This window comes from Pseudomonas sp. NFIX28 (genome assembly GCF_900107395.1).
Taxonomy (GTDB): domain Bacteria; phylum Pseudomonadota; class Gammaproteobacteria; order Pseudomonadales; family Pseudomonadaceae; genus Aquipseudomonas.
The window spans coordinates 156,845-182,895 of sequence record NZ_FNPW01000007.1 but is presented as its reverse complement, the minus strand read 5'-3'; the positions used below and the strand labels follow the sequence as shown (position 1 = coordinate 182,895).

The window sequence follows — 26,051 nt, the reverse complement described above, 5'->3', positions numbered from 1 at the left end:
AGGTTCGTGCCCGGGCCATCTTGATTTGCATCAAGGGTGGCAGGTGGATGGTGCCCGCCAGGCGGGCCTTGCGTCGTTGTTGCCGATGGCTGGATGCATCGCGAGGCTTGGCCTCAATGTCCCATCAACCAATGCTGATGTGGGCCGGGCAAGGTCCAGATACCGAACAGGATCACCAGCAGGCCGCCGGCCATGCGCACGCTACGCCGGCGCAGCAGGGCGGTGATGCGCTCCGCCGCAAGCCCGGTCGCCAGCAGCACCGGCCAGGTGCCCAGGCCGAAGGCCAGCATCAGCAGCGCGCTATCGAGGGCGTTGCCCTGGCTGGCGGACCACAGCAGGGTGCTGTAGACCAGGCCGCACGGCAGCCAGCCCCAGAGCGCGCCCAGCAGCAAGGCGCGCGGCAGGCTCGACACCGGCAGCAGGCGGTTGGCCACAGGCTGTATATGCCGCCACAGGCCGCGCCCGAGGCTTTCGATGCGGGTCAGGCCGCTCCACCAGCCGGCCAGGTACAGGCCCATGGCAATCAGCAGCAGGCCGGCCAGGATGCGCATGGCCATGGCCGCCGGGCTGCTGGCCACGGCCCAGCCGGCCAGGCCGATCAGCAGGCCCGCGGCGGCATAACTGAGGATGCGCCCCAGGTTATAGGCCAGCAGCAGGCGAAAACGCCGGCTGCGTTGTTCCTGGGGAATGGCCAGGGTCAGGGCGCCCATCAGGCCGCCGCACATGCCCAGGCAGTGACCGCCGCCGAGCAGGCCGAGGATCACCGCGGAAACCAGCAGCGGTGCCAGCTCAAGCATGAGGGGGTGCCTGGTCTTTGTGCGGCGGCTGGTCGGCCGTCGGTTGGCCTTTGGCCTCGTCGATCGCGGCGGTGTGCTTGGGGTCCTGGTCGTCGAACAGAATGCTGTGGGCGGGGCCGTCGAGGTCATCGTACTGACCGCTGTCGACGGCCCAGAAGAAGATATAGATGGCGATGGCCACGATCAGCAGCGCCGCCGGAATCATCACGTAGAGAGCTGGCATGGGTAGGCTCCATGCCCGCGCGGCTCAGGCCGGCAGCGGGCGAGTTTGGGTCGTGGCATCGGCCTGGGGCTGGCCCGGCAGGCGAGTCAGGCGCAGGGCATTGAGTACCACGGTCAACGAACTGATGGACATGCCGATGGCGGCCCATACCGGAGTGATCCAGCCGAGGGCGGCGAACGGCAGCATGAGGCCATTGTACAGCCCGGCCCATAGCAGGTTCTCGATGATTATGCGGCGTGTGCGACGGGCCAGGCTGAAGGCCTGCACCAGCGCATCCAGGCGGTTGGACAGCAGCACCGCGTCGGCGCTGGTCTTGGCCAGGTCGGTGGCCGAGCCCATGGCCACGCTGATATCCGCCGCGGCCAGCACCGGGACATCGTTGACCCCATCGCCGAGCATCAGCACTTTTCGGCCCTGGCGATGCAGTTGTTGCAGCACTTGCAGCTTGTCATCGGGGCGCAGGCCGCCGCGTGCCTCGTCGATACCCAGTTCGGCGGCGACGCTGGCGACCATTGGCGAGCTGTCGCCCGAGAGCAGCAGGGTGTTCCAGCCGCGCGCCTTGCATGCGGCCAGCAGTGCCGGCGCATCGCTGCGCAGGCGATCGTCGAGGACAAACCAGGCCAGCGGCCCCTGCGTATCGCCCAGCAGCAGCCATTGGCCGGCTTCGTCGGGCATGGCCGGGATTGGGCAGGCGCTGAGCTCGCAGACGAAAGCGGGCTGGCCGATACGCAGGCGCTGTTCGCCCACCAGGCCTTCCAGGCCCAGCCCGGGCGTGCTCAGGACTTCTTCGGCGGCCAGCGGTGCACGGCCGAAGGCGCGGGCGATCGGATGCTCGGAGCGGTTCTCCAGGGCTGCGGCCAGGCCCAGGCATTGCTCGCTGCCGAGGTCGCCCAGAGGGCGAATCGAACGCAAGGCCAGGCGCCCCTCGGTGAGGGTGCCGGTCTTGTCGAAAATCACCGTGTCGATCTGGTTCAGGCCTTCGAGTACATGGCCGCGGGTCAGTAGCAGGCCGAGTTTATGCAGGGTGCCGGTGGCGGCGGTCAGCGCGGTCGGGGTGGCCAGGGACAGCGCGCAAGGGCAGGTGGCGACCAGCATCGCCAGGACGATCCAGAAGGCCCGAGAGGCGTCCAGTTGCCACCAGAGCAGGCCAATGGCGGCCGCGGCGATCAGGGAGAACAGCAGGAACCATTGCGCGGCACGATCGGCGATCTCCGCCAGGCGCGGCTTTTCCGCCTGGGCCCGGTCCAGCAGGCGGACGATGGCCGACAGGCGTGTGTCCTGTCCCAGCGCCAGGACTTGCACGGTCAGCGCGCCCTCGACGTTGAGGGTGCCGGCGGTGACCCCATCGCCAATGCTGCGCGGTTGCGGCAGGTATTCGCCGGTGAGCAGGGATTCATCGATGCTCGACTGGCCATCGAGGATCTTGCCGTCGGCCGGCAGGATGGCGCCGGGATGCACCAGCACCTGGTCGCCCAGGCGCAATTCGCTGAGCAGGATGCGTTCGCTCTGGCCGTCGGCGCCCAGGCGCAGGCACGAGGCCGGCAGCAGGTTCACCAGTTGCGCGGTAGCGGCGGCGGTGCGTTCGCGGGCGCGGCGCTCCAAGTAGCGCCCGGCCAGCAGGAACAGGGCAAACATGCCCACCGCGTCGAAGTACAGCTCGCCGACGCCGGTGATCGAGGTCCAGATTCCGGCGATATAGGCGGCGCCAATCGCCAGGGACACGGAAACGTCCATGGTCAGGTGGCGGGTGCGCAGGTCGCGCAGGGCGCCCTTGAAAAACGGCGCGCAGCTGTAGAACACGATCGGCGTGGTGAGAAACAACGCGACCCAGCGCAGGATGGTGTGCAGCTCGGGGCTCAGGTCGATATTGAATTCCGGCCAGGTGGCCATGGTCGCCATCATCGCCTGGAACCACAGCAGCCCGGCCACGCCCAGCTGGCGCAGGGCCAGGCGGTTTTCACTGGCCAGTTGCTCGGCGGCACGGTCGGCCTGATAGGGGTGCGCGGCGTAGCCGATCAGCCGCAGCTCGCTGAGCACCTGGCTCAGCGGCAACTGGCTGTCGGCCCAGCGCACATGCAGGCGATGGTTGGACAGGTTCAGGCGCGCCTCGGCCACTGCCGGCAGGCTGCGCAGGTGTTTTTCGATCAGCCAGCCACAGGCGGCGCAGCTGATGCCTTCCATCAATAAAGTGGTTTCAGCCAGCTCGCCCTCATGCCGGACGAAGGGTTGCTGCACGTCAGCCCGGTCGTACAGGGCCAGTTCGTCCACCAGTTGCACCGGCAGGGCTTCCGGGTTGGCCGAGGCTTCGCTGCGATGGTTGTAATAGCTTTCCAGGCCGCCAGCGACTATGGCTTCGGCCACCGCTTGGCAGCCCGGGCAGCAGAACTCGCGGGTAGCGCCAAGAACGACGGCAGTGAAGCGGCTGCCGGCGGGAACGGGCAGGGCGCAGTGGTAGCAGGGCAGTGGCGTGGTCATCGCAGGTCTTTGTTCTATGGGCGGACCTCATCGCCGGCCGGCCATTGCCCGTGGAGGCAGCAGCCGGCCGGCGATGTCAGAGGGCGCTTACTTGTCCAGGTGTTCCGCACCTTGCAACGGTTCGTCACCCAGCAGCAGGTCCTTGTCGTGGCTGACCTGTTCTTCCTCGAACATGCGCCAGGTCTTGTCACCTTCGACGCCCAGCAGTTCGACGAAGCGGCGGCCATCGACCTTGTCGCTCAGCTGGCCTATGTAGCGGCCTGGCTCGGTTTCGCTGCGGGCGAGGGTGATCTTGCGGTCTTTTTCCGGCTGGGTCGGCGAGATCAGGTTCAACTCCAGGGTGGCGGGCGCGCTGTTACCGTTCAGGCGCAGGTCGACTTCGCCGGTGAGATCGTCCAGGTGCACGCTGGCGCGCATTTGCAGGGTCTGGGCCAGGAGTTCGCGGTCCAGGGAACGATTGATGCCTTTGCCGGCCTCGTAGTAGTTGTCATTGACCAGGTTGTCCGGGTTGTTCACCGCAATGGTCACCATGGACAGGGTCAAGGCTACCGAGCAGGCCAGGATGCCGATGATGATCCAGGGCCAAAGGTGCTTGTACCAGGGGCTTGTGGCGGTCGCTGCAGGCATGATGGCTTCTCTTAACGAATTTGTGGGCCGATGAACCGGCTCTTGGCTTCAACGTGGACGCTTTCGTCGTCGGCGTCCTTGAGGATGAATTTCACCTCGTTGGTACTCGACGGCAGTTGTTCCGGCGAGCTCGACAGTTCGACCGGCATGCTGACGATATCGCCTGCCGCCACCTTGATCTCGCGCTTGCCTTGCAGCTTGAGGTCCGGCAGGCCGGCGGCGTCCAGTACGTAGGTATGATCGCGCTGGTCCTTGTTCATGATCTTCAGGCTGTAGACGTTCTCGATCCGGCCTTCGGCGTTCTCGCGATAGAGCACGCGGTCCTTGCTGACGTCGAAGCCTACCAGCGAGCGCATGAAAAATGCCGTGACCAGCAGGCTGATCATCGCCAGTAGCACCAGCGCATAACCGATCAGGCGTGGACGCAGTTTATGGGTTTTCTGCCCGGACAGGTTGTGTTCGGTGGTGTAGCTGATCAGGCCGCGCGGATAGTCCATCTTGTCCATGATGCTGTCGCAGGCATCGATACAGGCGGCGCAGCCAATGCATTCGATCTGCAGGCCGTCACGGATGTCGATGCCGGTCGGGCAGACCTGTACGCACATGGTGCAGTCGATGCAATCGCCCAGGCCCATGGCCTTGTAGTCGGCGCCTTTCTTGCGCGGGCCGCGACCTTCGCCGCGACGTGGGTCGTAGGAGACGATCAGGGTGTCTTTATCGAACATCACGCTCTGGAAGCGGGCGTAGGGGCACATGTAGATGCACACCTGTTCGCGCAGCCAGCCGGCGTTGCCATAGGTGGCGAGAGTGAAGAAGCCGACCCAGAAATATGACCAGCCATCGGCCTGGCCGGTGAAAAAGTCGATCACCAGCTCGCGGATAGGCGAGAAGTAGCCGACGAAGGTCATGCCGGTAACGAAGCCGATCAGCAGCCAAAGGCTGTGTTTGCTGAATTTGCGCAGGAACTTGTTGGCGCTCATCGGCGCCTTGTCGAGCTTGATGCGCTGGTTGCGGTCGCCTTCGGTGACCTTTTCGCACCACATGAAGATCCAGGTCCAGACGCTTTGCGGGCAGGTATAGCCGCACCAGACGCGCCCGGCGTACACCGTGATGAAGAACAGGCCGAAGGCGGCGATGATCAGCAACCCGGACAACAGGATGAAATCCTGGGGCCAGAAAGTGGCGCCGAAGATGAAGAATTTGCGTTCCGGCAGGTTCCACCAAACGGCCTGATGGCCGCCCCAGTTGAGCCAGACCGTACCGAAATACAGCAGGAACAAAGCCGCACCGCCTACCATCCGCAAGTTGCGAAAGAGGCCAGTGAAAGCGCGTGTGTAGATTTTTTCCCGAGAGGCGTAGAGATCTACGCTGTTGTTCGAATTCTTGGCAGGCGGGGTAACGTCATGTACCGGAATCTGGTTGCTCATCATTGCATCCCACGGCAGTGGAGAAATGCCCCGGTCAGTACGTGCCGACCGCGATCAAATAGGGTGTTGCAGTGGCGCAATGATACGCCTGTCGCTCTAGCTCAAGGGTGCGACCTTTGGTCGCGTTGGGGGAATTCAATTGATGGTGTAATGACTTGAATCAATTGACTTGTGAATTATGGACGCTTTTCGCCGTGGCCGCGTCCCATTGCGTAGCGCAATGGGGGGAAGGGGCGAAACAAAAAGGCCCCGCCAATTTCCATTGGCGGGGCCTTTTTTTGTTACTCGAAGGTGTCTGCCTTACTCGGCGTCCGCCGGCTTGTCGCTGTGCGACAGGCTGTAGACGTAAGCGGCCAGCAGGTGAACCTTGTCGTTGCCTTGCATCTGTTCCTGGGCAGGCATCTGGCCCTGGCGGCCGTAACGGATGGTCTGCTGCAACTGGGCGAAGCTCGAGCCGTAGATGAACGCGCCCGGATGAGTCAGGTCGGGTGCGCCCATGGCTGGGGTCCCTTTACCGGCTGGGCCGTGGCATGCCACGCAGTTGGCGGCGAAGATCTTCTGGCCATTGGCCGGGTCGGCCTTGGCGCTTTCCGGCAGCTTGCGGCCATCGAGGTTGGTCAGCACATAGGCGGCCACATCGCTGACGCCCTGCTCGCCGATGACTTCGGCCCAGGCCGGCATCACCGCGTGACGACCGCCCATGATGGTGGTCTTGATGGTTTCCGGCTCGCCGCCCCAGCGCCAGTCGGCGTCGGTCAGGTTCGGGAAGCCATAGGCGCCCTTGGCGTCGGAACCGTGGCAGACCGAGCAGTTGGAGGCGAACAGGCGGCCACCCATCTTCAGCGCTTGCGGGTCCTTGGCAACTTCTTCGATCGGCATGGAAGCAAATTTGGCGAAGATCGGACCGAACTTGGCGTCCGACTTGGCCATTTCCTTTTCCCACTCGTGCACGCCAGTCCAGCCGGTCTGGCCGTTGGCGAAAGGGGTCTGCTTTTCGGTATCCAGGTAGTTATAGCCTGGCAGCAGGCCTTTCCAGTTACCCAGGCCCGGGTACAGAACCAGGTAGCCCAAGGCAAAGATGATGGTGCCGACGAACAGCATGAACCACCACTTCGGCAGCGGGTTGTCGTACTCCTCGATCCCGTCGAAGGAGTGGCCGACTGTCTCGTCGGTCTGCTCGGCGCGCTGGCCCTTGCGGGTCGACAGCAGCAGCCAGGTCAGGGCGAAAATGGTACCCAGACTGAGGACTGTGACGTACAGACTCCAGAACGTAGTCATTCTTTGTTACTCCTAGAAGCTTGCTCGACGTGCTTGATGGCTTCGGGATCATCCGCGAACGGCAGCAAGGTCGCGTCTTCGAACTCGGACTTGCGCTTGGGGCTGAACACCCACAGCGCCAGGCCGATGAAGGCCACCATCACCACTACGGTGCCCAGGCCACGAATCATCCCGATATCCATCTAAATCACCGTTTGCTTTTGATGATGGTGCCCAGGCCTTGCAGATAGGCCACCAGCGCGTCCATTTCGGTTTTGCCCTTCACGGCATCCTGGGCACCGGCGATGTCTTCGTCGGTGTAAGGGACGCCGAGCGTGCGCAAGACTTCCATTTTTTTCGCGGTGTCTTTGCCGTCGAGCTTGTTTTCTACGAGGAACGGATAAGCCGGCATTTTCGACTCAGGCACCACGTTGCGCGGGTTGTACAAGTGCGCACGCTGCCAGTCATCGGAGTAGCGGCCGCCAACGCGGGCCAGGTCCGGGCCGGTACGCTTGGAACCCCACAGGAACGGGTGGTCCCACACGCTTTCACCGGCGACCGAGTAGTGGCCGTAGCGTTCGGTTTCTGCACGGAACGGACGGATCATCTGCGAGTGGCAGCCGACACAGCCGTTGGCGATATAGACGTCGCGGCCTTCCAGTTCCAGGGCGGTGCGCGGCTTCATGCCTTCCACCGGCTTGTTGGTGACGTCCTGGAAGAACAGCGGGACGATCTGGGTCAGGCCGCCGATGCTGACGGCGATGACCATGAAGAAGGCCAGCAGGCCAATATTCTTCTCTACTGCTTCATGCTTCATCAGTGAGCTCCAACTACAGCGATCTGAGCAGCGGCTTCAGCTTCAGCCGGGTTCGAGGCGCGAACGGTACGGAACACGTTGTACGCCATGAACAGCATGCCGGCGGCAAAGAACGCACCGCCCAGGGCACGCACGATGAAACCAGGGTGGCTGGCCTGCAGGGCTTCGACGAAGGAGTAGGTGAGGGTGCCGTCGTCGTTGATTGCACGCCACATCAGGCCCTGGGTAATGCCGTTGACCCACATCGAGGCGATATAGAGCACGGTACCGATGGTAGCCAGCCAGAAGTGGGTGTTGATCAGGCCGATGCTGTGCATCTGCTGGCGACCGAAGACTTTCGGAATCATGTGGTACAGCGCGCCGATCGAAATCATCGCCACCCAGCCCAATGCGCCGGCGTGTACGTGGCCGATGGTCCAGTCGGTGTAGTGCGACAGCGAGTTGACGGTCTTGATCGCCATCATCGGACCTTCGAAGGTCGACATGCCGTAGAACGCCAGGGATACCACGAGGAAACGCAGGATCGGGTCGGTGCGCAGCTTATGCCAGGCGCCCGAGAGGGTCATCATGCCGTTGATCATGCCGCCCCAGCTCGGAGCCAGCAGGATGATCGACATGGCCATGCCCAGCGATTGCGCCCAGTCCGGCAGCGCGGTGTAGTGCAGGTGGTGCGGGCCGGCCCAGATGTACAGGGTGATCAGCGCCCAGAAGTGCACGATGGACAGGCGATAGGAGTAGATCGGACGCTCGGCCTGTTTCGGCACGAAGTAATACATCATCCCCAGGAAGCCGGTGGTCAGGAAGAAGCCCACGGCGTTGTGGCCGTACCACCACTGGATCATGGCGTCGGTCGCACCCGAATAGGCCGAGTAGGACTTGAAGAGGCTGACCGGCAGGGAGGCGTGGTTGACGATGTGCAGCATCGCGGTAACCACGATGAAGGCACCGTAGAACCAGTTACCCACATAGATGTGCTTGGTCTTGCGCTTGACGATGGTGCCGAAGAACACCAGACCGTAGGTGACCCAGACGATGGCCAGCAGGATGGCCAGGGGCCATTCCAGTTCCGCGTATTCCTTGGTGGTGGTGTAACCCAGCGGCAAGGTAACGATCGCGCCGACGATCACGGCTTGCCAACCCCAGAAGGTGAAGGCCGCCAGGCTGTCGGAAATCAGTCGCGTTTGGCAGGTTCGCTGCACGACGTAGTAAGAAGTGGCAAACAACGCACATCCACCGAAGGCAAAAATCACCAGGTTGGTGTGCAGCGGGCGCAGGCGTCCAAACGTCGTCCACGGCAGACCGAAGTTCAACTCCGGCCAGACCAGTTGCGAGGCGATGAAGACACCGAGCCCCATGCCAAGGATCCCCCAGACCACCGTCATGATGGCGAACTGGCGGACTACCTTATAGTTATAAGCAGTCGGACTGATTGCTGTGCTCATTCTAAGGTTCCACGGTTTGGGTGTTTTATTAGGAGTAAAAATCGGCCGCAAGTATGGAGAAAGCGGGGGGTCATTGCAACGCGCCATGACCTGGGTCAATGCTTTCAAAAGCTGATTCTGCGGCCTTTCCATACGCGGAGTAAGGACAAAATCGGCCCCGGACAAAATGTCGCAGCGGATGAAAAAGGCGAGGGGGACAGGTCAGTTGTAACCGGGTATGTGGAAGACGATTGGACCCGCGACAAACGGTAGGTGGCGCGACAGCCGGTATAAACCAGCCTTTGCGGCCTGTCATCGCAAGACGGCTTCGAATGGAGCGGCTACTTCTGGTCTGTGACCGGCCATTGCCAGTCCACTGCAAAGCAGCTTAGACCCGATTTCGGAGACTGGAAAGATAGGGGATAGAGGGGGTGCGACACTTGGTCGCGCAGAGGCAGGGAACTGCCGCATCCGAGTGATGCGGCAGTAGGGGGGGGGGCGATTACTTGCTCGGGTTTTCACTCGGCGGCTGGCTGGCCGCATTGTGGGACAGGCTGTAGACGTAGGCCGCGAGCAGCTGGACCTTGTCGTTGCCGAGCAGTTCGCTCTGCGCTGGCATGTGGCCCTGGCGACCGTGGCGAATGGTCTGTTGCAGTTGGGTCAGGCTGGTGCCGTAGATGAAGCCTGCTGGTTGCGTCAGGTTTGGCGCCCCCATGGCTTCGGTGCCCTGGCCATTGGCGCCGTGACAGGCCACGCAAGTGGCGCTGAACGCTTGCTTGCCGGCGGCAAGGTCGGCGCTGCTGTCGGCGGGCAACGGCAGGCCGGCGAGATCGTGACGCACATAGGCCGCAACGTTCTTCACCCCATCCTCGCCCAGCACTTCACCCCAGGCCGGCATGGCAGCCATGCGGCCGCCCATGATAGTGGCCTTGATGGTGTCGGCGTTGCCGCCCCAGCGCCAGTTGTCGTCGGCGAGGTTGGGAAAGCCGAATGCGCCCTTGGCATCCGAGCCATGGCACACCGAGCAGTTGGAGGCGAACAGGCGGCCGCCCATTTTCAGCGCCTGCGGGTCCTTGGCCACTTCTTCCACGGGCATGGCGGCGAACTTGGCGAAGATCGGGCCGAACTTGGCGTCCGACTTGGCCATTTCCTTTTCCCATTCCTTGGTCTGGGTCCAGCCGTCTTCATAGCCCGGCAGGATGCCTTTCCAGTTACCCAGGCCCGGGTAGAGGATCAGATAGCCTACGGAAAACACCAGGGTCCCGGCGAACAGCAGGAACCACCATTGCGGCAGGGGGTTGTCGTACTCCTCGATGCCATCGAAGGCGTGCCCCATGGTCTGGTCGACGCTGCCCTTGGTTTCGCCCTTGCGCGTGCCGATCAGCAGCCAGGTCAGGCCGATCAGGCTGCCTATGGTCAGTACGCAGATGTACGTACTCCAGAAGGTGGTCATGGCCGAATGCTCCTTGTTGCATGCTCTTCGGATTGAGCGTCATCAGATGGATTGCTGTGCACTTGCGGCGAAGGTTCGTCGGCGAAGGGCAGCAGGCGCGCCTGGGCGAACTCCGGGTTGCGCTTGGCGTTGAAGACCCAGATCGACAGGCCGATGAAGGCAACCATCACCACCAGCGTGCCGAGCCCGCGGATCATGCCGCTATCGAGTTCAAGAACCATGGCTCACCTCTTGCTCTTGATCGCAGTGCCAAGCACTTGCAGGTAGGCGACCAAGGCATCCATTTCGGTCTTGCCCTTGAGGGAGGCGACGGCACCGGCGATATCGTCGTCGTTGTAAGGCACGCCGAGGGTGCGCATGGCGCGCAGTTTGGTCTCGGTGTGGCTGCTGTCGACCGGCTGGGTAACCAGCCATGGGTAGGCCGGCATCTTCGACTCGGGCACGACGTTGCGCGGGTTGTACAGGTGCGCACGGTGCCAGTCGTCGGAGTAGCGGGCGCCGACGCGGGCCAGGTCCGGGCCGGTACGCTTGGAGCCCCACAGGAACGGGTGGTCCCAGACGCTTTCACCGGCGACCGAGTAGTGGCCGTAGCGTTCAGTTTCGGCGCGGAACGGACGGATCATCTGCGAGTGGCAGCCGACGCAGCCTTCACGGATGTAGATATCGCGGCCTTCCAGCTGCAGGGCGGTGTAGGGCTTCATGCCTTCCACCGGCTTGTTGGTGACGTCCTGGAAGAACAGCGGAACGATCTGGGTCAGACCGCCGATGCTCACGGCAAACACCATCAGCAGCATCAGCAGGCCGACGTTTTTCTCGATGACTTCGTGTTTCATGGCGGACTCCTCAGGCCATCTGCGCAGCGGCGTTGACTTCGGCTGGCACTGCGGCACGCACGGTGCGCCAGGTGTTGTAGGCCATCAGCAACATGCCGAAGAGGAAGATCGCGCCACCGGCCAGTCGCACGATGAAGCCTGGGTGGCTGGCCACCAGGGTTTCGACGAAGGAGTAGGTCAGCGTTCCGTCTTCGTTGACGGCGCGCCACATCAGGCCCTGGGCGATGCCGTTGACCCACATCGAGGCGATGTAGAGCACCGTGCCGATGGTAGCGAGCCAGAAGTGCGCGTTGATCAGGCCGATGCTATGCATCTGCTGGCGACCGAAGACTTTCGGAATCATGTGATAAAGCGCGCCGATCGAGATCATCGCTACCCAGCCCAAAGCGCCGGCGTGCACGTGGCCGATGGTCCAGTCGGTGTAGTGGGAGAGGGCGTTGACGGTCTTGATCGCCATCATCGGACCTTCGAAGGTCGACATGCCGTAGAACGCCAGGGATACCACCAGGAAACGCAAGATCGGGTCGCTGCGCAACTTATGCCAGGCGCCCGAGAGGGTCATCATGCCGTTGATCATGCCGCCCCAGCTCGGTGCCAGGAGGATCAGCGACATCACCATGCCCAGCGACTGCGCCCAGTCCGGCAGCGCGGTGTAGTGCAGGTGGTGCGGGCCGGCCCAGATATACAGGGTGATCAGTGCCCAGAAGTGCACGATGGACAGGCGATAGGAGTACACCGGCCGTTCGGCCTGCTTGGGCACGAAGTAGTACATCATCCCCAGGAAGCCGGCGGTCAGGAAGAAGCCCACGGCGTTGTGCCCGTACCACCATTGCACCATGGCATCGGTCGCACCGGCATACACCGAATAGGACTTGGTCAGGCTGACCGGCAGTTCCAGGTTGTTGACGATGTGCAGGATGGCCACGGTGATGATGAAGCCGCCGAAGAACCAGTTGCCGACGTAGATGTGCTTGGTGTTGCGCTTCATCACCGTGCCGAAGAACACGATGGCGTAGGCCACCCAGACGATGGTGATGAGGATGTCGATCGGCCATTCCAGCTCGGCGTATTCCTTGGAGCTGGTGTAGCCCAGCGGCAGGCTGATAGCCGCCAGAAGGATGACCAGCTGCCAGCCCCAGAAGCAGAACGCGGCGATTTTCGGCGCGAACAGCTGGGTCTGGCAGGTGCGTTGCACCGAGTAGAAGGAGCTGGCGAACAGTGCGCAGCCACCGAAGGCGAAGATCACCGCGTTGGTGTGCAGCGGGCGCAGGCGACCGAAGCTGGTCCAGGGCAAGTTGAAGTTGAGTTCGGGCCAGACCAACTGGGCAGCGAGAAAAACCCCGAGCCCCATGCCGACGATGCCCCACACCACCGTCATAATGGCGAATTGGCGGACCACCTTGTAGTTGTAGGCGGTACTGATAGAAGTGTTCATGGTTCCCCATCCACGGTTCAGCTGAAGTGAAAGCGACTGCGCACGGCAAGGCGCGCTCACTTCTTCTGGAGTTATAGGCAGACTAAAAGCGAGGTAAGCATGGGCAAACGGCAAGGGGCTGTTATTGACGGGGATCAATGGGCGCAATGCGTGCGGGAACGGGGCTGGCTCTGGGATGTCGCGCAGCCGCCGCTGGCCGGCGAACCGCTGACCCTGATCCTGGCCCATGGCGCCGGCGCGCCGATGGACAGTGCTTTCATGGACGATATGGCCACACGCCTTGCGGCGCATGGGGTCAACGTCCTGCGCTTCGAGTTTCCCTATATGGCTCAACGTCGTCTCGATGGTGGCAAACGGCCGCCTAACCCGGCACCGAAGCTGCTGGAGTGCTGGCGCGAGGTATATGCCCAGGTGCGACCTCATGTCGCTGGGCGGCTGGCCATCGGCGGCAAGTCCATGGGTGGGCGCATGGCCAGTTTGCTCGCCGACGAGCTGGGCGCCGATGCGCTGGTGTGCCTGGGGTATCCGTTTTATGCCGCTGGCAAGCCGGAGAAACCGCGGGTCGCCCACCTGGCCGAATTGCGCACCCCGACTTTGATCGTCCAAGGCGAGCGCGATGCCCTGGGTAATCGGGCGACGGTCGAAGGCTATGCGCTGGCGCCGGCCATCGAGCTGTTCTGGTTGGCGGCGGCCGACCATGATCTGAAACCGCTCAAGGCCTCGGGCTTCACCCATGAGCAGCATCTGGAAGCGGCGGCGCGGAAGGTTGCTGAGGTTTTACGCCAGCTCAATGGCTGAACGCTTTTTCACTGTAGGAGCGAAGCTTGCTCGCGATGGAGCTTGGCAGTCGCCACCGTTGTCGCCTTGAGAACAATCGCGAGCAAGCTTCGCTCCTACAGATACAGAGGACGCGCGCGGGGCTGGAAAAAACGCAATAAAAAACCCGGAAGGCGAACCTTCCGGGTTTTTTGTCTGGCTTCGATCTAGCGGTTGAAGCGTTCGACCAGCGAGTACTGCGTGTTGGCGGTGCGGGTCAGTTCTTCGCTGAGCTGCGCCGAGTGCTGGGCCTGCTCCGAAGTCTGGTCCGCCAGTTGGGCAATGGTGCTGATGTTGCGGCTGATTTCCTCGGCCACGGCGCTTTGCTCTTCGGTGGCGGCGGCGATCTGGGTGGTCATGTCGGTGATATTGGCCACCGCCTCGCTGATGCCGACCAATGCCTGGTCGGCCTCCAATACCCGGGCCACGCCTTCCTCGGCCTGACGATGGCCGGCGTCCATAGTCTGCACCGCCGTGGTGGCGGTTTGCTGGAGCTTGGCGATCAGGTTGTGGATCTGCCCGGTGGATTCGCTGGTGCGTTGCGCCAGTTGGCGAACCTCGTCGGCCACCACGGCGAAGCCGCGACCCATCTCCCCGGCGCGGGCCGCTTCGATGGCCGCGTTCAACGCCAGCAGGTTGGTCTGGTCGGCGATGCCCTTGATCACATCGACCACGCCGCCGATTTCGTCACTGTCCTTGGCCAGCTGGGTCACGGTCAGGCCGGTTTCACCCACCACTATCGACAGGCGCTGGATCGCTTCGCGGGTTTCCCCGGCGATGTCGCGACCACGCCCGGTGAGGCGGTTGGCTTCCTGGGTAGCGTCGGCGGTGCGTTGCACATGGCTGGCCACTTCCTGGGTGGTGGCGGCCATCTGGTTGACCGCGGTGGCCACCTGTTCGGTTTCCACGCGCTGGCGTTCCAGGCCGCTGGAGCTGTTGTGCGCCAGGGTGTCGGACTGGCGAGCCTGCTCGTTGAGGTGCTCGGCGGTGTCCTGCAGGCGGGTCAGGCAGGTTTTCAGGCGCGCTTCCTGGCTGAGGATCGACATCTCCAGGCGCGCCTGGGCGCCGCGGCTGTCGGTGTACATCTGAGCGATCAGCGGGTCGGAGGTGGTCTGTTCGGCCAGGCGCAGCAAGCGCTTGAGACCGCGCTGTTGCCAGCTCAACCCGAGCAGGCCGAGCGGTACGCAAAGGCCGGCGGCCAGGGCGAAGCCCCAGGAGGAGTTGAGCCAGGCACCAATCAGAAAGCTCAGCTGGCTGACCAGGATGAACGGCAGCCAGTCCTGGAGCACCGGTAGCCATTTGTCGCGTTTCGGAATGGCCGACTTGCCCTGGTTGATGCGTTGGTAGAGCGCTTCGGCCCGGCGGATCTGCTCGGCGGTGGGCTTGACCCGCACCGACTCGTAGCCGACCACTTGCTGGCCTTCGAACACCGGGGTCACATAGGCGTTGACCCAGTAATGATCCCCGGTCTTGCAGCGATTCTTGACAATGCCCATCCATGGCAAGCCTTGTTTCAGGGTGGCCCACATATGCGCGAACACCGCGGCCGGAACGTCGGGGTGACGGACCAGGTTGTGCGGTGCGCGGACCAGTTCCTCACGGGAAAACCCGCTGATTTCAACGAAGGCATCGTTGCAGTAGGTAATCACGCCTTTGGCATCGGTGGTGGAGATCAACCGTTGCTGAGCCGGAAAGGTACGTTCGCGCTGGGTGACAGGCTGGTTGTTACGCATGGTTTTTCTATCCGCAAGGCTTTGATAGGTTGTCGGCCGCCCTCGCCAATTATTGAAATTTTTTTCAGGAAGTTGAGAAGTGGTTCATTGACAGAGGCCTTGTCCTGCGCGCAGAGGTCGGGCTCACCCAGCCGAGGCCTTGCAGGGGCCCCGGCTGTGCAAGGGTCAACCCGCCAGCATCGGGTAAGTAAAGAGCCCGAAATGCAGCAGGTTCAGACCGAAATGGGTAGCCACCGCGGCACCCAGGCCGCCGAAACGATAGGCCAGGCCGTAACCGACGCCAGCGATGCTCGCCAGCAGCCACCATTGCCAGCCGGCACCCACATGCACCAGGCCGAACAGCAGGGCCGCGCACATCAAGGCGAGGTTTTCGCCATAGGGCAAATGCTTGAGGCGGCGGCTCAGGCCGCCCTGGATATAGCCACGGAACAGTGCTTCTTCAACCAGGGTGACCAGCAACAGATTGTTCAGGACCCACAGCCAGGCCTGATCCGGCCATTTCGGTGCCCAACTGATAATTCCCAGCAATACCGCGCCACCCAGGGCCGCCAGGGCGGTGAGGGTCAAGGCCAGGGCCGTGGTGTAGAGCGACAGCCGCAGCGAACGCCGCCCGATGATCCAGGGGCAGACCAGCAATAGCCAGAAGCCGATCAGCGGCTTGTCCTGGTTCAGGTACATGGAAAACGGCACCGCGTCGGCGGTAAAGCGTTCCGGGCCGATCGCCCGGCCATTGTAGAAACCGGGCAGCCAGTGCATGGCCAGCGCCAGGGCCAGGACCACGAACAGGCCGTGCCCCAGGTAGCGCGCATACAGGCTTTTCTGCTGGCGCACGGCAAAACCTGCGCCTAGCAGCAGGGCGACGGACACCGCCGCCAGCAGGCCCAACTGGCCGTAGCTCAGGGCCAAGGCGTAGCCAATGGAGAGAAGTGCCAGGTACATCCATGGCAAAACAGTCATGTGAAATCCTTGTTGCGAAAGAAGGGGTGTAGCAGAGACGTGGATCAACCTTTGTCGCCTGCAATCGGCTGAGCAGGCGCCGGCGAGGTTGATAGGTGATGCGGATGACGCTTGGTCATCTGTGCCAGCGGCGAAGGCTCTAGCCCGCACGGCGCCAAGTATAACCAGCTGGGCGCTACGGGCCAGCCAAAAGCCAGACACCGCCCGGGGGCGGTGTCTGGTCCAGCGTTGGTCACGCCGCGTTTCAGGCGGCGATCAGTTGCCGCAGTACGTAGTGCAAAATCCCGCCGGACTTGAAGTATTCCACTTCGTTCAGGGTATCGATGCGGCACAGCACCTCGACCTTTTCCTGGCGGCCATCCTCGCGGGTGATCACCAGGCTGAGGTTCATCCGTGGCGTCAGTTCGGCGCCGGTCAAGCCCTGGATGTCGAGGGTTTCCCTGCCGGTAAGGTTCAGGCTCTTGCGGTTCTGGTCGAGCTTGAATTGCAGCGGCAGCACGCCCATGCCCACCAGGTTGGAGCGGTGGATGCGCTCGAAGCTCTCGGCGATCACCGCCTTGACCCCCAGCAGGTTGGTGCCCTTGGCGGCCCAGTCGCGGCTGGAGCCGGTGCCGTATTCCTGGCCGGCGATCACCACCAGCGGCGTGCCTGATTGTTGGTAACGCATGGCCGCGTCGTAGATCGCCAGTTTCTCGCCGGTAGGGATGTAAATCGTGTTGCCGCCTTCTTCGCCGCCGAGCATTTCGTTGCGGATGCGGATGTTGGCGAAGGTGCCGCGCATCATCACCTGATGGTTGCCGCGGCGTGAACCGTAGGAGTTGAAGTCCCGCGGCTCCACGCCTTGCTCGCGCAGGTAGCGGCCGGCCGGGCTGTCGGCCTTGATGTTGCCGGCCGGGGAGATGTGGTCGGTGGTCACCGAGTCGCCCAGCAGCGCCAGGACCCGCGCCCCCTCGACATCCTTGATCACCGGCAGCGGGCCGGCGATGTCATCGAAGAACGGCGGGTGCTGGATATAGGTGGAATCCGCCTGCCACACGTAGGTCGCGGCCTGCGGCACTTCGATGGCTTGCCACTGGGCATCGCCGGCGAATACCTCGGCGTATTCCTTGTGAAACATCCGGGTATTGACCTGGGTGACGGCCTCGGCGATTTCCTGGCTGCTCGGCCAGATGTCGCGCAGGTAGACCGGCTTGCCGTCCTTGCCTTCGCCCAAGGGCTCGCGGCTGATATCGATGCGCACGCTGCCGGCCAGGGCATAGGCGACCACCAGCGGCGGCGAGGCCAGCCAGTTGGTTTTCACCAGCGGGTGCACGCGGCCTTCGAAGTTGCGGTTGCCGGACAGCACCGAGGCAACGGTCAGGTCGGCCTTCTGGATGGCTTTCTCGATCGGCTCCGGCAAGGGGCCGGAGTTGCCGATGCAGGTGGTGCAGCCGTAACCCACCAGGTCGAAGCCCAGGGCATCGAGGTATTGCGTCAGCCCGGCGGCCTGGTAGTAGTCAGTGACCACTTTCGACCCCGGGGCCAGTGAACTCTTTACCCAGGGTTTGCGTTTGAGGCCTTTCTCCACGGCTTTTTTCGCCAGCAGGCCGGCGGCCATCATCACGCTGGGGTTGGAGGTATTGGTACACGAAGTGATGGCGGCGATGACCACCGCGCCGTTTTTCAGGCGGTAGGTCTGGCCGTTATGGTCGTAGTCGACTTCGCCTATCAGGTCGGCGCTGCCCACGGCCACGCCGCCACCGCCTTCGCTTTCCAGGCGGCCTTCTTCCTTGCTGGTGGGTTTGAACTGCAGGTCGAGAAAGTCAGTGAAGGCCTGGCCGACGTTGGGCAGGGAAACCCGGTCCTGAGGCCGCTTCGGCCCGGCCAGGCTGGCCTCCACGGTGCCCATGTCCAGCGCCAGGCTGTCGGTGAAGAGCGGTTCCTTGCCCGGCAGGCGCCACAGGCCCTGAGTCTTGCAATAGGCCTCCACCAGTTTCACCACGGCGTCCGGGCGGCCGGACAGGCGCAGGTATTCCAGGGTGACGTCATCCACCGGGAAGAAACCGCAGGTGGCGCCATATTCCGGGGCCATGTTGGCGATGGTGGCGCGGTCGGCCAGTGGCAAGTCGGCCAGGCCGTCGCCATAGAACTCGACGAATTTGCCGACCACGCCTTTCTTGCGCAGCATCTGGGTGACGGTCAGCACCAGGTCGGTGGCGGTGATGCCCTCCTTGAGCTTGCCGGTCAGTTTGAAGCCGATGACTTCCGGGATCAGCATCGACACCGGTTGGCCGAGCATCGCCGCTTCCGCCTCGATGCCGCCCACGCCCCAGCCGAGCACGCCGAGGCCGTTGATCATGGTGGTGTGGGAGTCGGTGCCGACCAGGGTGTCGGGAAAGGCGTAGGTGCGGCCGTCTTCGTCCTTGGTCCAGACCGTGCGGCCCAGGTATTCCAGGTTGACCTGGTGACAGATACCGGTGCCCGGCGGTACTACGCTGAAGTTGTGGAAGGCGCTCTGGCCCCAGCGCAGGAAGGCATAACGTTCACCGTTACGCTGCATTTCAATGTCGACGTTCTGTTCGAAGGCGGTGCTGCTGGCGAACTTGTCGACCATTACCGAGTGGTCGATTACCAGGTCCACCGGCGACAGCGGGTTGATGCGCTGCGGGTCGCCCCCGGCCTTGGCCATGGCCGCGCGCATGGCCGCCAGGTCGACCACCGCCGGCACGCCGGTGAAGTCCTGCATCAGCACGCGTGCCGGACGGTACTGGATTTCGCGATCTGAGCGACGTTCCTTGAGCCAGGCGGCGAGGGCCTTGAGGTCGGCGCCGGTGACGGTCTTTTCGTCCTCCCAGCGCAGCAGGTTTTCCAGCAGGACTTTCAACGACATGGGCAGCTTGTCGAGATCGCCAAGGTGCTTGGCGGCTTCCGGCAGGCTGAAATAATGGTAGGTCTTGTCGTCGATCTTTAATGTTTTAAGGGCTTTCAGGCTATCGAGGGACGGCATTGAATCACTCCTTTTAGTCCGCACGGCTACGGACCTGACGGGACGGACAGAGCTCTTAACCTAGTCGTGTTTTCAGTAGCTCGCTAATAACTGGACTCTATGGACAAGTCCAAGGTTCCGAACTCGGCTATCATGCGCCGGTTTTCGTGACAGGCTTTGCGTGCACCTTGGGCGGGTTTGCGCGTGATTCATTGCCAATGGCCCAGGAGATTCGATGAACACCCTCTTTATGCACTGCCGGCCGGGCTTCGAAGGCGAAGTCTGTTCCGAGATCGCCGATCATGCCGCACGTCTGAATGTGGCCGGATATGCCAAGGCCAAGCCCGGCACCGCCTGTGCCGAGTTCGTATGCAGCGAGGAGGACGGGGCGGAGCGCCTGATGCGCGAGCTGCGTTTCGCCGAGCTGATCTTCCCTCGGCAATGGGCGCGCGGTGTGTTCGTCGACCTGCCGGAAACCGACCGTGTCAGCGTGATCCTGGCCCATCTGGCGAGTTTCCCGACCTGCGGCAGCCTGTGGCTGGAGGTGGTGGATACCAATGACGGCAAGGAGCTGTCGAACTTCTGCAAGAAATTCGAAGCACCGCTGCGCAAGGCCCTGACGGCCGCTGGCAAGCTGGTGGACGATGCCGGCAAGCCGCGCTTGCTGCTGACCTTCAAAAGCGGTCGCGAGGTTTTCATCGGCCTGGCGGACGCAGGCAACTCGGCCATGTGGCCAATGGGCATTCCGCGCCTGAAGTTTCCCCGTGAGGCGCCCAGCCGTTCGACCCTGAAGCTGGAAGAGGCCTGGCACCATTTCATTCCTCGCGATCAATGGGACGAGCGCCTGCATGGCGATATGACCGGCGTCGACCTGGGCGCCGCCCCGGGTGGCTGGACCTGGCAGCTGGTCAATCGCGGCATGCTGGTCACTGCCATCGACAACGGACCGATGGCCGAAAGCCTGATGGATACCGGCCTGGTGCAGCATTTGATGGCCGACGGCTTTACCTTCAAGCCCAAGCAGCCGGTGGACTGGATGGTCTGCGACATCGTCGAGAAACCGGCGCGCAACGCGGCCTTGCTGGAAACCTGGATCGGCGAGGGGCACTGCCGTGAAGCGGTGGTCAACCTGAAGCTGCCGATGAAGCAGCGTTACGCAGAAGTGAAGCGTTTGCTCGAGCGGATCGAGGATGGCTTCAAGGCGCGTGGCATCCGGGTGGCCATCGGTTGCAAGCAGCTGTATCACGACCGTGAGGAAGTGACCTGCCACCTGCGCCGGCTGGATGAAAAGAAGCCCAAGGCCCGTTGAGCGTGGGTGCGGCGCAACGCCACAGATAGCGTCGATGCCGGCATTGCGCGACAATGCCGGCCAGTTTCAGGAGTGAGTTATGAGTCAAATCATCGATACGCCGGTCGACGGCACGCTGGATGCCACCGGGCTCAATTGCCCGGAGCCGGTCATGATGCTGCACCAGCATATTCGTGACCTGCAGCCCGGCGGCCTGCTCAAGGTGATCGCCACCGATCCCTCGACCCGCCGCGACATCCCCAAGTTCTGCGTGTTCCTCGACCATCAACTGGTCGCTCAGCAGGAAGAGGCTGGCACCTATCTGTACTGGATTCGCAAGAAGTCCGATTAACTCGCTGCCTGGCTGAGGCGAATGCGCTTGCGCGCACTGCGGGCCAGGCGGATCGACAGCATCAGCGCCGCGCAGCTCAGGCCGGCAATCAAGCCTTCCCACAGCCCGCTCGGGCCACTGGCGGGACCGAACCAGTCGGTCAGCCCCAGCACATAACCCACTGGCAAACCGATACCCCAATAGGCGAACAGCGTCAGGACCATGGTCGCCCGGGTGTCCTGGTAGCCGCGCAGGGCACCGGCGCAGATCACCTGGATCGCGTCGGAGAACTGGTAGAGCGCGGCATACACGATCAGCATTGCCGCCACCTGGATCACCGCGGTGTCCGGGGTATAGATCGAGGCGATGGATTCTCGCAGCAGCAGGATCAGGCTCGCGGAGAACAGGGCAAAGGCCAGTGCCGCGCCCAGGCCGACGCCAGCGGCGAAGCGTGCCTGATGAGGCTTGCCGGCGCCCAGGGCTTGGCCGACCCGCACCGTCACCGCCATGCCCAGGGAATAAGGAATCATGAACAGCAGCGAACTGATGTTCAGGGCGATCTGGTGCCCTGCCACCACGGTGGCGCCGAGGCTGCCGATCAACAGGGCGATCACCGCGAAAATGCTCGATTCGGCAAACACCGCGATGCCGATCGGCAGGCCGACGCCCAACAGGCGCTTGATCACTGCCCATTGCGGCCAGTCGAAGCGCTTGAACAGCTGGCTGCTCTGGTAGGCCGGGGCCCAGCGGGTCCAGCCTGCCATGGCGAACATCATCGCCCACATCACGATGGCCGTGGCCCAGCCGCACCCGACGCCGCCCATGGCCGGCACGCCAAGGTGGCCATAAATGAACACGTAGTTGATGGGGATGTTCAGGGCCAGGCCGAACAGGCCGATGACCATGCTCGGCCGGGTGCGGCCCAGGGCGTCGCTGCAGCAACGCAGCACGTAATACAGCGCCACCGCCGGCAAGCCGCTGGCAATGCCGTGCAGGTATTCCATGCAGGGGCCGATCAGCGTCGGGTCGACCTTCATCAGGTGCAGCACCGGCTCGGCATTGACTAATATCAGGCTGGCGGCCAGGCCGACCGCCAGGGCCAGCCACAGCGCCTGGCGCACGATCGGGCCGATCTCGCCATAGCTGCCGGCGCCGACCCGCTGGGCCACTTTCGGCGTGGTGGCCAGCAGGGTGCCGGTCATCAGCAGGAACACCGGAATCCAGATCGAGTTGCCCAGCGCCACGGCCGCCAGGTCCCGCGGGCTGACCCGTCCGGCCATCACCGCATCGACGAAGCCCATGGCCGTGGTCGCCAGTTGCGCGATCATGATCGGCAAGGCCAGGGCCAGCAGGCTGCGCAATTCAAGGCGCACCCGGGCCGGGCGGTTGAGGGAGGTGGCAGGGGTATCGGTCACGGAATTCACAGGCGAAGCGTCCACAGGGTTGATGCGCAGGGCGGCGTATTCTACGCATTGACAGATGAGTCAGGAAAATACCTCTGTTGTCGATTTGTAAGCGCCGGCGGCGGCCGGCGAGGCGGATTGCCCGCTGGCTCAACACAGCCTTCTCCGCCTAAACTGCGGCTCCGTGAAAGGAGCCTGCCATGCTGATTGTTGCCGACGAAAATATTCCCCTGCTCGATGCCTTTTTTTCCGGTTTCGGCGAGATCCGCCGTTTCCCGGGGCGAGCCATCGACCGCACCGCCATCGAAGGCGCCGATGTGCTGCTGGTGCGTTCGGTGACCCAGGTCAGCCGCGCCTTGCTCGAGGGTAGCCAGGTGCGCTTTGTCGGCACCTGCACCATAGGCACCGATCACCTGGACCTCGAGTATTTCCACGAGGCGGGCATTCGCTGGTCCAGCGCGCCGGGCTGCAACGCGCGCGGGGTGGTCGACTATGTGCTGGGCAGCCTGCTGACCCTGGCGGAGATCGAAGGCGCCGACCTCAGGCAACGCACCTACGGCGTGGTGGGCGCGGGCGAGGTCGGAGGGCGGCTGATCGAGGTGCTGCGCGGCCTGGGCTGGAAGGTCCTGGTCTGCGATCCACCACGGCAGGCGGCGGAAGGTGGCGACTATGTCAGCCTGGAGCAGATCCTCGCCCAGTGCGATGTCATCAGCCTGCACACGCCCTTGACCCAGGCTGGCGAGTCGCCGACCTGGCACTTGCTGGACAAGCCGCGCTTGCAGCAGCTGCGTCCCGGCGCTTGGCTGATCAATGCCAGCCGTGGCGCGGTGGTGGACAACAGCGCCTTGCGCGAGGTGTTGCTCGAGCGGGAAGACCTGCAGGCGGTGCTGGATGTCTGGGAAGGCGAGCCCCAGGTCGATGTGGCCCTGGCCGATCTGTGCGTGCTGGCCACGCCGCATATCGCCGGTTACAGCCTCGATGGCCGACAACGCGGGACGGCGCAGATCTATCAGGCGCTCTGCGATTACCTCGGGCAGCCACAGGCGATTGATCTGCGCGACCTGCTGCCCCAGCCATGGTTGTCGCAGGTGAGCCTCGATGCCGATAGCGACCCTGCCTGGTCGCTGGCGATGATTTGCCGGGCGGTCTACGACCCGCGGCGCGACGACGCGGATTTCCGCCGCAGCCTGGTGGGCAGCGTGGCCGAACAGCGCACAGCCTTCGATGCATTGCGCAAGGGCTATCCGCCGCGCCGTGAAATCGATGGGCTGACCGTGCGCATCCAGGGTGAGGCGCCAGGTTTGCAGCAGATCGTCGCGGCCTTGGGTGCGGTGTCGATTGATTGATGGGGCGAGCCTGGTCATTTGAGCCGAGGGCTTTTGGCAGGCATAAAAAACCCGGCTTCGTGGCCGGGTCAAGAGGACGTGAGGCTATGTGTCAATCTTGCTGCGCAGGCTTGACCAGTCGCTTTTCCAGTTCGCGGCAGGCGTTCTGGATCATGTCTTCAGTGATCGGTACTTCGCGACCCTGAGCGTCGATGATGGCGCATCCCAGAGACTGGTCGGGGTGGGTACGAATCACTTCAATCTTGTCATCGCTGCTGTTTTGCAAGGACATGGCCTGTCTCCTCATCAGGTTATGCGCTTACTTTAAAACCGCCAGGTGACCGGGCTGTGACAACTCTCCCTGCCAGGTCCCACCGCGGTACTTTTCCCGCCAAGAGCCTTCAGTCCAACAGAAATGCTTGTGGACTTCCACTCGGACCTTAGACCAATAACATCTAGGCTCTAGTGTTGGTGGTCATAATTAACCTGACTCATTGTGATTTACCTTAGTTCCTGGAAAGCAGGCTTCTGGAAAAGCAGGCTCCAGGAAAAGCCATTTCGAGACTCGCGGATTTCACGACAATTGGCTTCGATAAACAGGGCTTTGTCTTATCGCGCCGCTGGATCAGGCAGCGGTGATGGGGCGGGGCCAATCCCAGGTGTGCTGCCGGATGAACTTCATGCTTTCTTCGCGTCAACGCCGGGCGATTCGCCTGGCCAGCCGTTTTATCGCGCCTTATCGCTGGCAGGCCCTGGGGGCGTTGCTGGCGCTGGTGGTGACTGCGGGCATCACCTTGTCCATGGGGCAGGGTATCCGCCTGCTGGTGGACCGGGGTTTCATGACCGGGTCGCCGGACTTGCTCAACCAGTCCATCGGTTTGTTTCTGCTGCTGGTGCTGGGGCTGGCGGTGGGGACGTTCGTGCGTTTTTACCTGGTGTCGTGGATTGGCGAGCGCTGCGTGGCGGATATCCGGCGCCAGGTGTTCAACCATCTGATCTACCTGCACCCGGGCTTCTATGAAAGCAATCGCAGCTCGGAGATCCAGTCGCGTCTGACTGCCGACACCACGTTGCTGCAATCGGTGATCGGTTCGTCCCTCTCGCTGTTTTTGCGTAATGCGCTGATGGTGGTCGGCGGCATCGTGCTGCTGTTTATCACCAACCCCAAGCTCACCAGCATCGTGGTGATCACCTTGCCTTTGGTGTTGGCGCCGATCCTGATTTTCGGCCGTCGGGTGCGCAGCCTGTCGCGCCTGAGCCAGGACCGTATCGCCGATGTCGGCAGCTACGTGGCGGAAACCCTGGGCCAGATCAAGACCGTGCAGGCCTATAACCATCAACTGCAGGACGAACAGCGCTTTGCCCTGACGGTGGAAGAGGCGTTCAACACCGCGCGCCGGCGCATTGTCCAGCGTGCCTGGCTGATAACCCTGGTTATCGTGCTGGTGCTGGGGGCGGTCGGCGTGATGCTCTGGGTCGGAGGCATGGACGTCATCGCCGGACGTATTTCCAGCGGTGAGCTGGCAGCTTTTGTCTTCTACAGCCTGATCGTCGGCAGTGCCTTTGGCACCCTCAGCGAGGTGATTGGCGAGTTGCAGCGGGCCGCCGGCGCGGCGGAGCGGATTGCCGAGTTGCTGCGTTCGGAAAGCCTCATCCAGCCGCCAAGCGCCGGGCTGGCCACTTTGCCCGAGCGAGTGCGAGGCGAGTTGGTATTGGAGAACCTGCGCTTCTCTTATCCCTCGCGCCCGGAAAGCTATGCCATCGATGGTCTGAGCCTGACGGTTCGAGAAGGGGAAACCCTGGCGCTGGTCGGACCGTCGGGAGCGGGCAAGTCGACCCTCTACGATCTGCTGCTGCGCTTCTATGACCCGCAGCAGGGGCGCATCCTGCTCGATGGCGTGCCCTTGACCCAGCTCGATCCGCGGGATGTGCGTCGCTGTTTTGCCCTGGTGTCGCAGAGCCCGGCGCTGTTCTTCGGCAGCATCGAGGAGAACATTCGCTATGGCAAACCCTCGGCCACTGCGGAGCAGGTCCGCGAGGCGGCAAGGATCGCCTACGCTCACGAATTCATCGAGAACATGCCCGAGGGTTATCAGACCCACCTCGGTGATGCCGGGCTGGGGCTGTCCGGTGGCCAGCGTCAGCGCCTGGCGATTGCCCGGGCATTGCTGGTGGATGCGCCGATCCTGTTGCTGGATGAAGCCACCAGCGCCCTGGATGCGCAAAGCGAGCATTTGATCCAGCAAGCCTTGCCCGGGCTGATGAAAAATCGCACCACCCTGGTGATCGCCCATCGCCTGGCCACGGTGAAGAATGCCGACCGGATCGCCGTGATGGATCAGGGCCGGCTGGTGGCGGTGGGCACCCATCAGGAGCTGATCGCCAGCAATCCTTTGTACGCGCGCCTGGCGGCCCTGCAGTTCAGCGATGGGCAGCCCGCCGCCTCCATGTAGGGGGGGCGCGACCTG

Annotated in this window: 23 protein-coding genes; 5 read left to right on the top strand and 18 right to left on the bottom strand. The window is 63.1% G+C overall.

Features of this window, described 5'->3' with window-relative positions:
* Positions 1 to 113: 113 nt before the first annotated feature.
* From BLV20_RS15750 to ccoN (BLV20_RS15690), 13 genes are all read right to left on the bottom strand, one after another.
* A complete protein-coding gene (locus BLV20_RS15750; RefSeq protein ID WP_092302951.1) occupies positions 114 to 797 on the bottom strand; it encodes a sulfite exporter TauE/SafE family protein in 684 nt (227 codons plus the stop codon).
* Entirely contained in the window at positions 790 to 1,020 is a 231-nt protein-coding gene (ccoS, locus tag BLV20_RS15745; RefSeq protein WP_092302949.1) for a cbb3-type cytochrome oxidase assembly protein CcoS, read from the bottom strand. Before ccoS ends, BLV20_RS15750 begins: the two co-directional genes overlap by 8 nt.
* A 24-nt stretch (positions 1,021 to 1,044) precedes the next feature.
* A complete protein-coding gene (locus BLV20_RS15740; RefSeq protein WP_092302947.1) occupies positions 1,045 to 3,495 on the bottom strand; it encodes a heavy metal translocating P-type ATPase in 2,451 nt (816 codons plus the stop codon).
* An 87-nt stretch (positions 3,496 to 3,582) separates the two neighbouring features.
* Positions 3,583 to 4,122 carry a FixH family protein gene (locus BLV20_RS15735; RefSeq protein ID WP_092302945.1) on the bottom strand — a complete coding sequence of 180 codons (540 nt, stop codon included), beginning with the start codon at positions 4,120 to 4,122 and terminating at the stop codon, positions 3,583 to 3,585.
* An 11-nt stretch (positions 4,123 to 4,133) separates the two neighbouring features.
* Positions 4,134 to 5,549: a cytochrome c oxidase accessory protein CcoG gene (gene ccoG / locus BLV20_RS15730; RefSeq protein WP_092302943.1), complete on the bottom strand. Its 1,416-nt coding sequence runs from the start codon at positions 5,547 to 5,549 to the stop codon at positions 4,134 to 4,136.
* A 300-nt stretch (positions 5,550 to 5,849) separates the two neighbouring features.
* Entirely contained in the window at positions 5,850 to 6,827 is a 978-nt protein-coding gene (gene ccoP, locus BLV20_RS15725) for a cytochrome-c oxidase, cbb3-type subunit III (protein ID WP_092302941.1), read from the bottom strand.
* Complete coding sequence (locus tag BLV20_RS15720; RefSeq protein WP_003175465.1) at positions 6,824 to 7,009, bottom strand: CcoQ/FixQ family Cbb3-type cytochrome c oxidase assembly chaperone; 186 nt, start codon at positions 7,007 to 7,009, stop codon at positions 6,824 to 6,826. The genes ccoP (BLV20_RS15725) and BLV20_RS15720 overlap by 4 nt, the downstream gene beginning before the upstream one ends.
* Positions 7,010 to 7,014: 5 nt before the next feature.
* Positions 7,015 to 7,623, bottom strand: coding sequence for a cytochrome-c oxidase, cbb3-type subunit II (gene ccoO / locus BLV20_RS15715; RefSeq protein WP_092302939.1), 609 nt, complete (start codon positions 7,621 to 7,623; stop codon positions 7,015 to 7,017).
* Complete coding sequence (gene ccoN, locus BLV20_RS15710) at positions 7,623 to 9,065, bottom strand: cytochrome-c oxidase, cbb3-type subunit I (protein ID WP_092302937.1); 1,443 nt, start codon at positions 9,063 to 9,065, stop codon at positions 7,623 to 7,625. Before ccoN (BLV20_RS15710) ends, ccoO (BLV20_RS15715) begins: the two co-directional genes overlap by 1 nt.
* Before the next feature lie 481 nt (positions 9,066 to 9,546).
* Complete coding sequence (gene ccoP, locus BLV20_RS15705) at positions 9,547 to 10,497, bottom strand: cytochrome-c oxidase, cbb3-type subunit III (protein ID WP_092302935.1); 951 nt, start codon at positions 10,495 to 10,497, stop codon at positions 9,547 to 9,549.
* Entirely contained in the window at positions 10,494 to 10,718 is a 225-nt protein-coding gene (locus tag BLV20_RS15700; protein ID WP_092302934.1) for a cbb3-type cytochrome oxidase subunit 3, read from the bottom strand. The genes ccoP (BLV20_RS15705) and BLV20_RS15700 overlap by 4 nt, the downstream gene beginning before the upstream one ends.
* Positions 10,719 to 10,721: 3 nt before the next feature.
* The gene (gene ccoO / locus BLV20_RS15695) at positions 10,722 to 11,330 is read right to left on the bottom strand and encodes a cytochrome-c oxidase, cbb3-type subunit II (protein WP_062823107.1); all 609 of its coding nucleotides are present in this window, start codon (positions 11,328 to 11,330) and stop codon (positions 10,722 to 10,724) included.
* A 10-nt stretch (positions 11,331 to 11,340) separates the two neighbouring features.
* A complete protein-coding gene (gene ccoN, locus BLV20_RS15690) occupies positions 11,341 to 12,765 on the bottom strand; it encodes a cytochrome-c oxidase, cbb3-type subunit I (protein WP_092302932.1) in 1,425 nt (474 codons plus the stop codon).
* Between the two features lie 99 nt (positions 12,766 to 12,864).
* On the opposite strand from ccoN (BLV20_RS15690), the gene BLV20_RS15685 reads away from it, so the two are divergent.
* Entirely contained in the window at positions 12,865 to 13,563 is a 699-nt protein-coding gene (locus tag BLV20_RS15685; protein ID WP_092302930.1) for an alpha/beta family hydrolase, read from the top strand.
* A 185-nt stretch (positions 13,564 to 13,748) separates the two neighbouring features.
* Here BLV20_RS15685 and BLV20_RS15680 read toward each other — a convergent pair whose 3' ends face one another.
* The 3 genes from BLV20_RS15680 to acnA all read right to left on the bottom strand — a co-directional run bounded on the left by BLV20_RS15680 (position 13,749) and on the right by acnA (position 19,257).
* Positions 13,749 to 15,314, bottom strand: a complete 1,566-nt coding sequence (locus tag BLV20_RS15680) for a methyl-accepting chemotaxis protein (RefSeq protein ID WP_092302928.1) — start codon at positions 15,312 to 15,314, stop codon at positions 13,749 to 13,751.
* A 165-nt stretch (positions 15,315 to 15,479) separates the two neighbouring features.
* Positions 15,480 to 16,271, bottom strand: a complete 792-nt coding sequence (locus BLV20_RS15675; protein WP_092302926.1) for a CPBP family intramembrane glutamic endopeptidase — start codon at positions 16,269 to 16,271, stop codon at positions 15,480 to 15,482.
* A 244-nt stretch (positions 16,272 to 16,515) separates the two neighbouring features.
* Complete coding sequence (acnA, locus tag BLV20_RS15670; protein ID WP_092302924.1) at positions 16,516 to 19,257, bottom strand: aconitate hydratase AcnA; 2,742 nt, start codon at positions 19,255 to 19,257, stop codon at positions 16,516 to 16,518.
* A gap of 214 nt (positions 19,258 to 19,471) precedes the next feature.
* Between acnA and rlmM the strand changes: the two genes are divergently transcribed.
* Together rlmM and tusA are read left to right on the top strand one after the other, a co-directional pair.
* On the top strand, positions 19,472 to 20,545 hold the full coding sequence (gene rlmM, locus BLV20_RS15665; protein ID WP_092302922.1) for a 23S rRNA (cytidine(2498)-2'-O)-methyltransferase RlmM: 1,074 nt from the start codon (positions 19,472 to 19,474) through the stop codon (positions 20,543 to 20,545).
* Positions 20,546 to 20,624: 79 nt separating this feature from the next.
* Positions 20,625 to 20,876 carry a sulfurtransferase TusA gene (gene tusA / locus BLV20_RS15660; RefSeq protein ID WP_092302920.1) on the top strand — a complete coding sequence of 84 codons (252 nt, stop codon included), beginning with the start codon at positions 20,625 to 20,627 and terminating at the stop codon, positions 20,874 to 20,876.
* On the opposite strand, the gene BLV20_RS15655 is transcribed toward tusA, so the two are convergent.
* Positions 20,873 to 22,279, bottom strand: a complete 1,407-nt coding sequence (locus tag BLV20_RS15655) for an MATE family efflux transporter (RefSeq protein WP_092302918.1) — start codon at positions 22,277 to 22,279, stop codon at positions 20,873 to 20,875. The two genes, tusA and BLV20_RS15655, sit on opposite strands and share 4 nt — an antisense overlap.
* Positions 22,280 to 22,458: 179 nt before the next feature.
* On the opposite strand from BLV20_RS15655, the gene pdxB reads away from it, so the two are divergent.
* A complete protein-coding gene (pdxB, locus tag BLV20_RS15650) occupies positions 22,459 to 23,604 on the top strand; it encodes a 4-phosphoerythronate dehydrogenase PdxB (protein ID WP_092302916.1) in 1,146 nt (381 codons plus the stop codon).
* Between the two features lie 91 nt (positions 23,605 to 23,695).
* Here the strand turns inward: pdxB and BLV20_RS15645 are convergent, their stop codons facing one another.
* Positions 23,696 to 23,875 carry a PA1571 family protein gene (locus BLV20_RS15645; protein WP_092302914.1) on the bottom strand — a complete coding sequence of 60 codons (180 nt, stop codon included), beginning with the start codon at positions 23,873 to 23,875 and terminating at the stop codon, positions 23,696 to 23,698.
* Between the two features lie 379 nt (positions 23,876 to 24,254).
* On the opposite strand from BLV20_RS15645, the gene BLV20_RS15640 reads away from it, so the two are divergent.
* Positions 24,255 to 26,036 (top strand): ABC transporter transmembrane domain-containing protein, encoded by a 1,782-nt coding sequence (locus tag BLV20_RS15640; protein ID WP_175540207.1) that lies wholly within the window; start codon positions 24,255 to 24,257, stop codon positions 26,034 to 26,036.
* Positions 26,037 to 26,051: the final 15 nt, after the last annotated feature.

What these genes read in the sequence shown, in the direction of transcription:
- BLV20_RS15750 (WP_092302951.1), bottom strand. Translation starts at nt 797, where the DNA reads ATGCTTGAGCTGGCACCGCTGCTGGTTTCCGCGGTGATCCTCGGCCTG.
- ccoS (WP_092302949.1), bottom strand. Translation starts at nt 1,020, where the DNA reads ATGCCAGCTCTCTACGTGATGATTCCGGCGGCGCTGCTGATCGTGGCC.
- BLV20_RS15740 (WP_092302947.1), bottom strand. Translation starts at nt 3,495, where the DNA reads ATGACCACGCCACTGCCCTGCTACCACTGCGCCCTGCCCGTTCCCGCC.
- BLV20_RS15735 (WP_092302945.1), bottom strand. Translation starts at nt 4,122, where the DNA reads ATGCCTGCAGCGACCGCCACAAGCCCCTGGTACAAGCACCTTTGGCCC.
- ccoG (WP_092302943.1), bottom strand. Translation starts at nt 5,549, where the DNA reads ATGAGCAACCAGATTCCGGTACATGACGTTACCCCGCCTGCCAAGAAT.
- ccoP (WP_092302941.1), bottom strand. Translation starts at nt 6,827, where the DNA reads ATGACTACGTTCTGGAGTCTGTACGTCACAGTCCTCAGTCTGGGTACC.
- BLV20_RS15720 (WP_003175465.1), bottom strand. Translation starts at nt 7,009, where the DNA reads ATGGATATCGGGATGATTCGTGGCCTGGGCACCGTAGTGGTGATGGTG.
- ccoO (WP_092302939.1), bottom strand. Translation starts at nt 7,623, where the DNA reads ATGAAGCATGAAGCAGTAGAGAAGAATATTGGCCTGCTGGCCTTCTTC.
- ccoN (WP_092302937.1), bottom strand. Translation starts at nt 9,065, where the DNA reads ATGAGCACAGCAATCAGTCCGACTGCTTATAACTATAAGGTAGTCCGC.
- ccoP (WP_092302935.1), bottom strand. Translation starts at nt 10,497, where the DNA reads ATGACCACCTTCTGGAGTACGTACATCTGCGTACTGACCATAGGCAGC.
- BLV20_RS15700 (WP_092302934.1), bottom strand. Translation starts at nt 10,718, where the DNA reads ATGGTTCTTGAACTCGATAGCGGCATGATCCGCGGGCTCGGCACGCTG.
- ccoO (WP_062823107.1), bottom strand. Translation starts at nt 11,330, where the DNA reads ATGAAACACGAAGTCATCGAGAAAAACGTCGGCCTGCTGATGCTGCTG.
- ccoN (WP_092302932.1), bottom strand. Translation starts at nt 12,765, where the DNA reads ATGAACACTTCTATCAGTACCGCCTACAACTACAAGGTGGTCCGCCAA.
- BLV20_RS15685 (WP_092302930.1), top strand. Translation starts at nt 12,865, where the DNA reads ATGGGCAAACGGCAAGGGGCTGTTATTGACGGGGATCAATGGGCGCAA.
- BLV20_RS15680 (WP_092302928.1), bottom strand. Translation starts at nt 15,314, where the DNA reads ATGCGTAACAACCAGCCTGTCACCCAGCGCGAACGTACCTTTCCGGCT.
- BLV20_RS15675 (WP_092302926.1), bottom strand. Translation starts at nt 16,271, where the DNA reads ATGACTGTTTTGCCATGGATGTACCTGGCACTTCTCTCCATTGGCTAC.
- acnA (WP_092302924.1), bottom strand. Translation starts at nt 19,257, where the DNA reads ATGCCGTCCCTCGATAGCCTGAAAGCCCTTAAAACATTAAAGATCGAC.
- rlmM (WP_092302922.1), top strand. Translation starts at nt 19,472, where the DNA reads ATGAACACCCTCTTTATGCACTGCCGGCCGGGCTTCGAAGGCGAAGTC.
- tusA (WP_092302920.1), top strand. Translation starts at nt 20,625, where the DNA reads ATGAGTCAAATCATCGATACGCCGGTCGACGGCACGCTGGATGCCACC.
- pdxB (WP_092302916.1), top strand. Translation starts at nt 22,459, where the DNA reads ATGCTGATTGTTGCCGACGAAAATATTCCCCTGCTCGATGCCTTTTTT.
- BLV20_RS15645 (WP_092302914.1), bottom strand. Translation starts at nt 23,875, where the DNA reads ATGTCCTTGCAAAACAGCAGCGATGACAAGATTGAAGTGATTCGTACC.
- BLV20_RS15640 (WP_175540207.1), top strand. Translation starts at nt 24,255, where the DNA reads ATGAACTTCATGCTTTCTTCGCGTCAACGCCGGGCGATTCGCCTGGCC.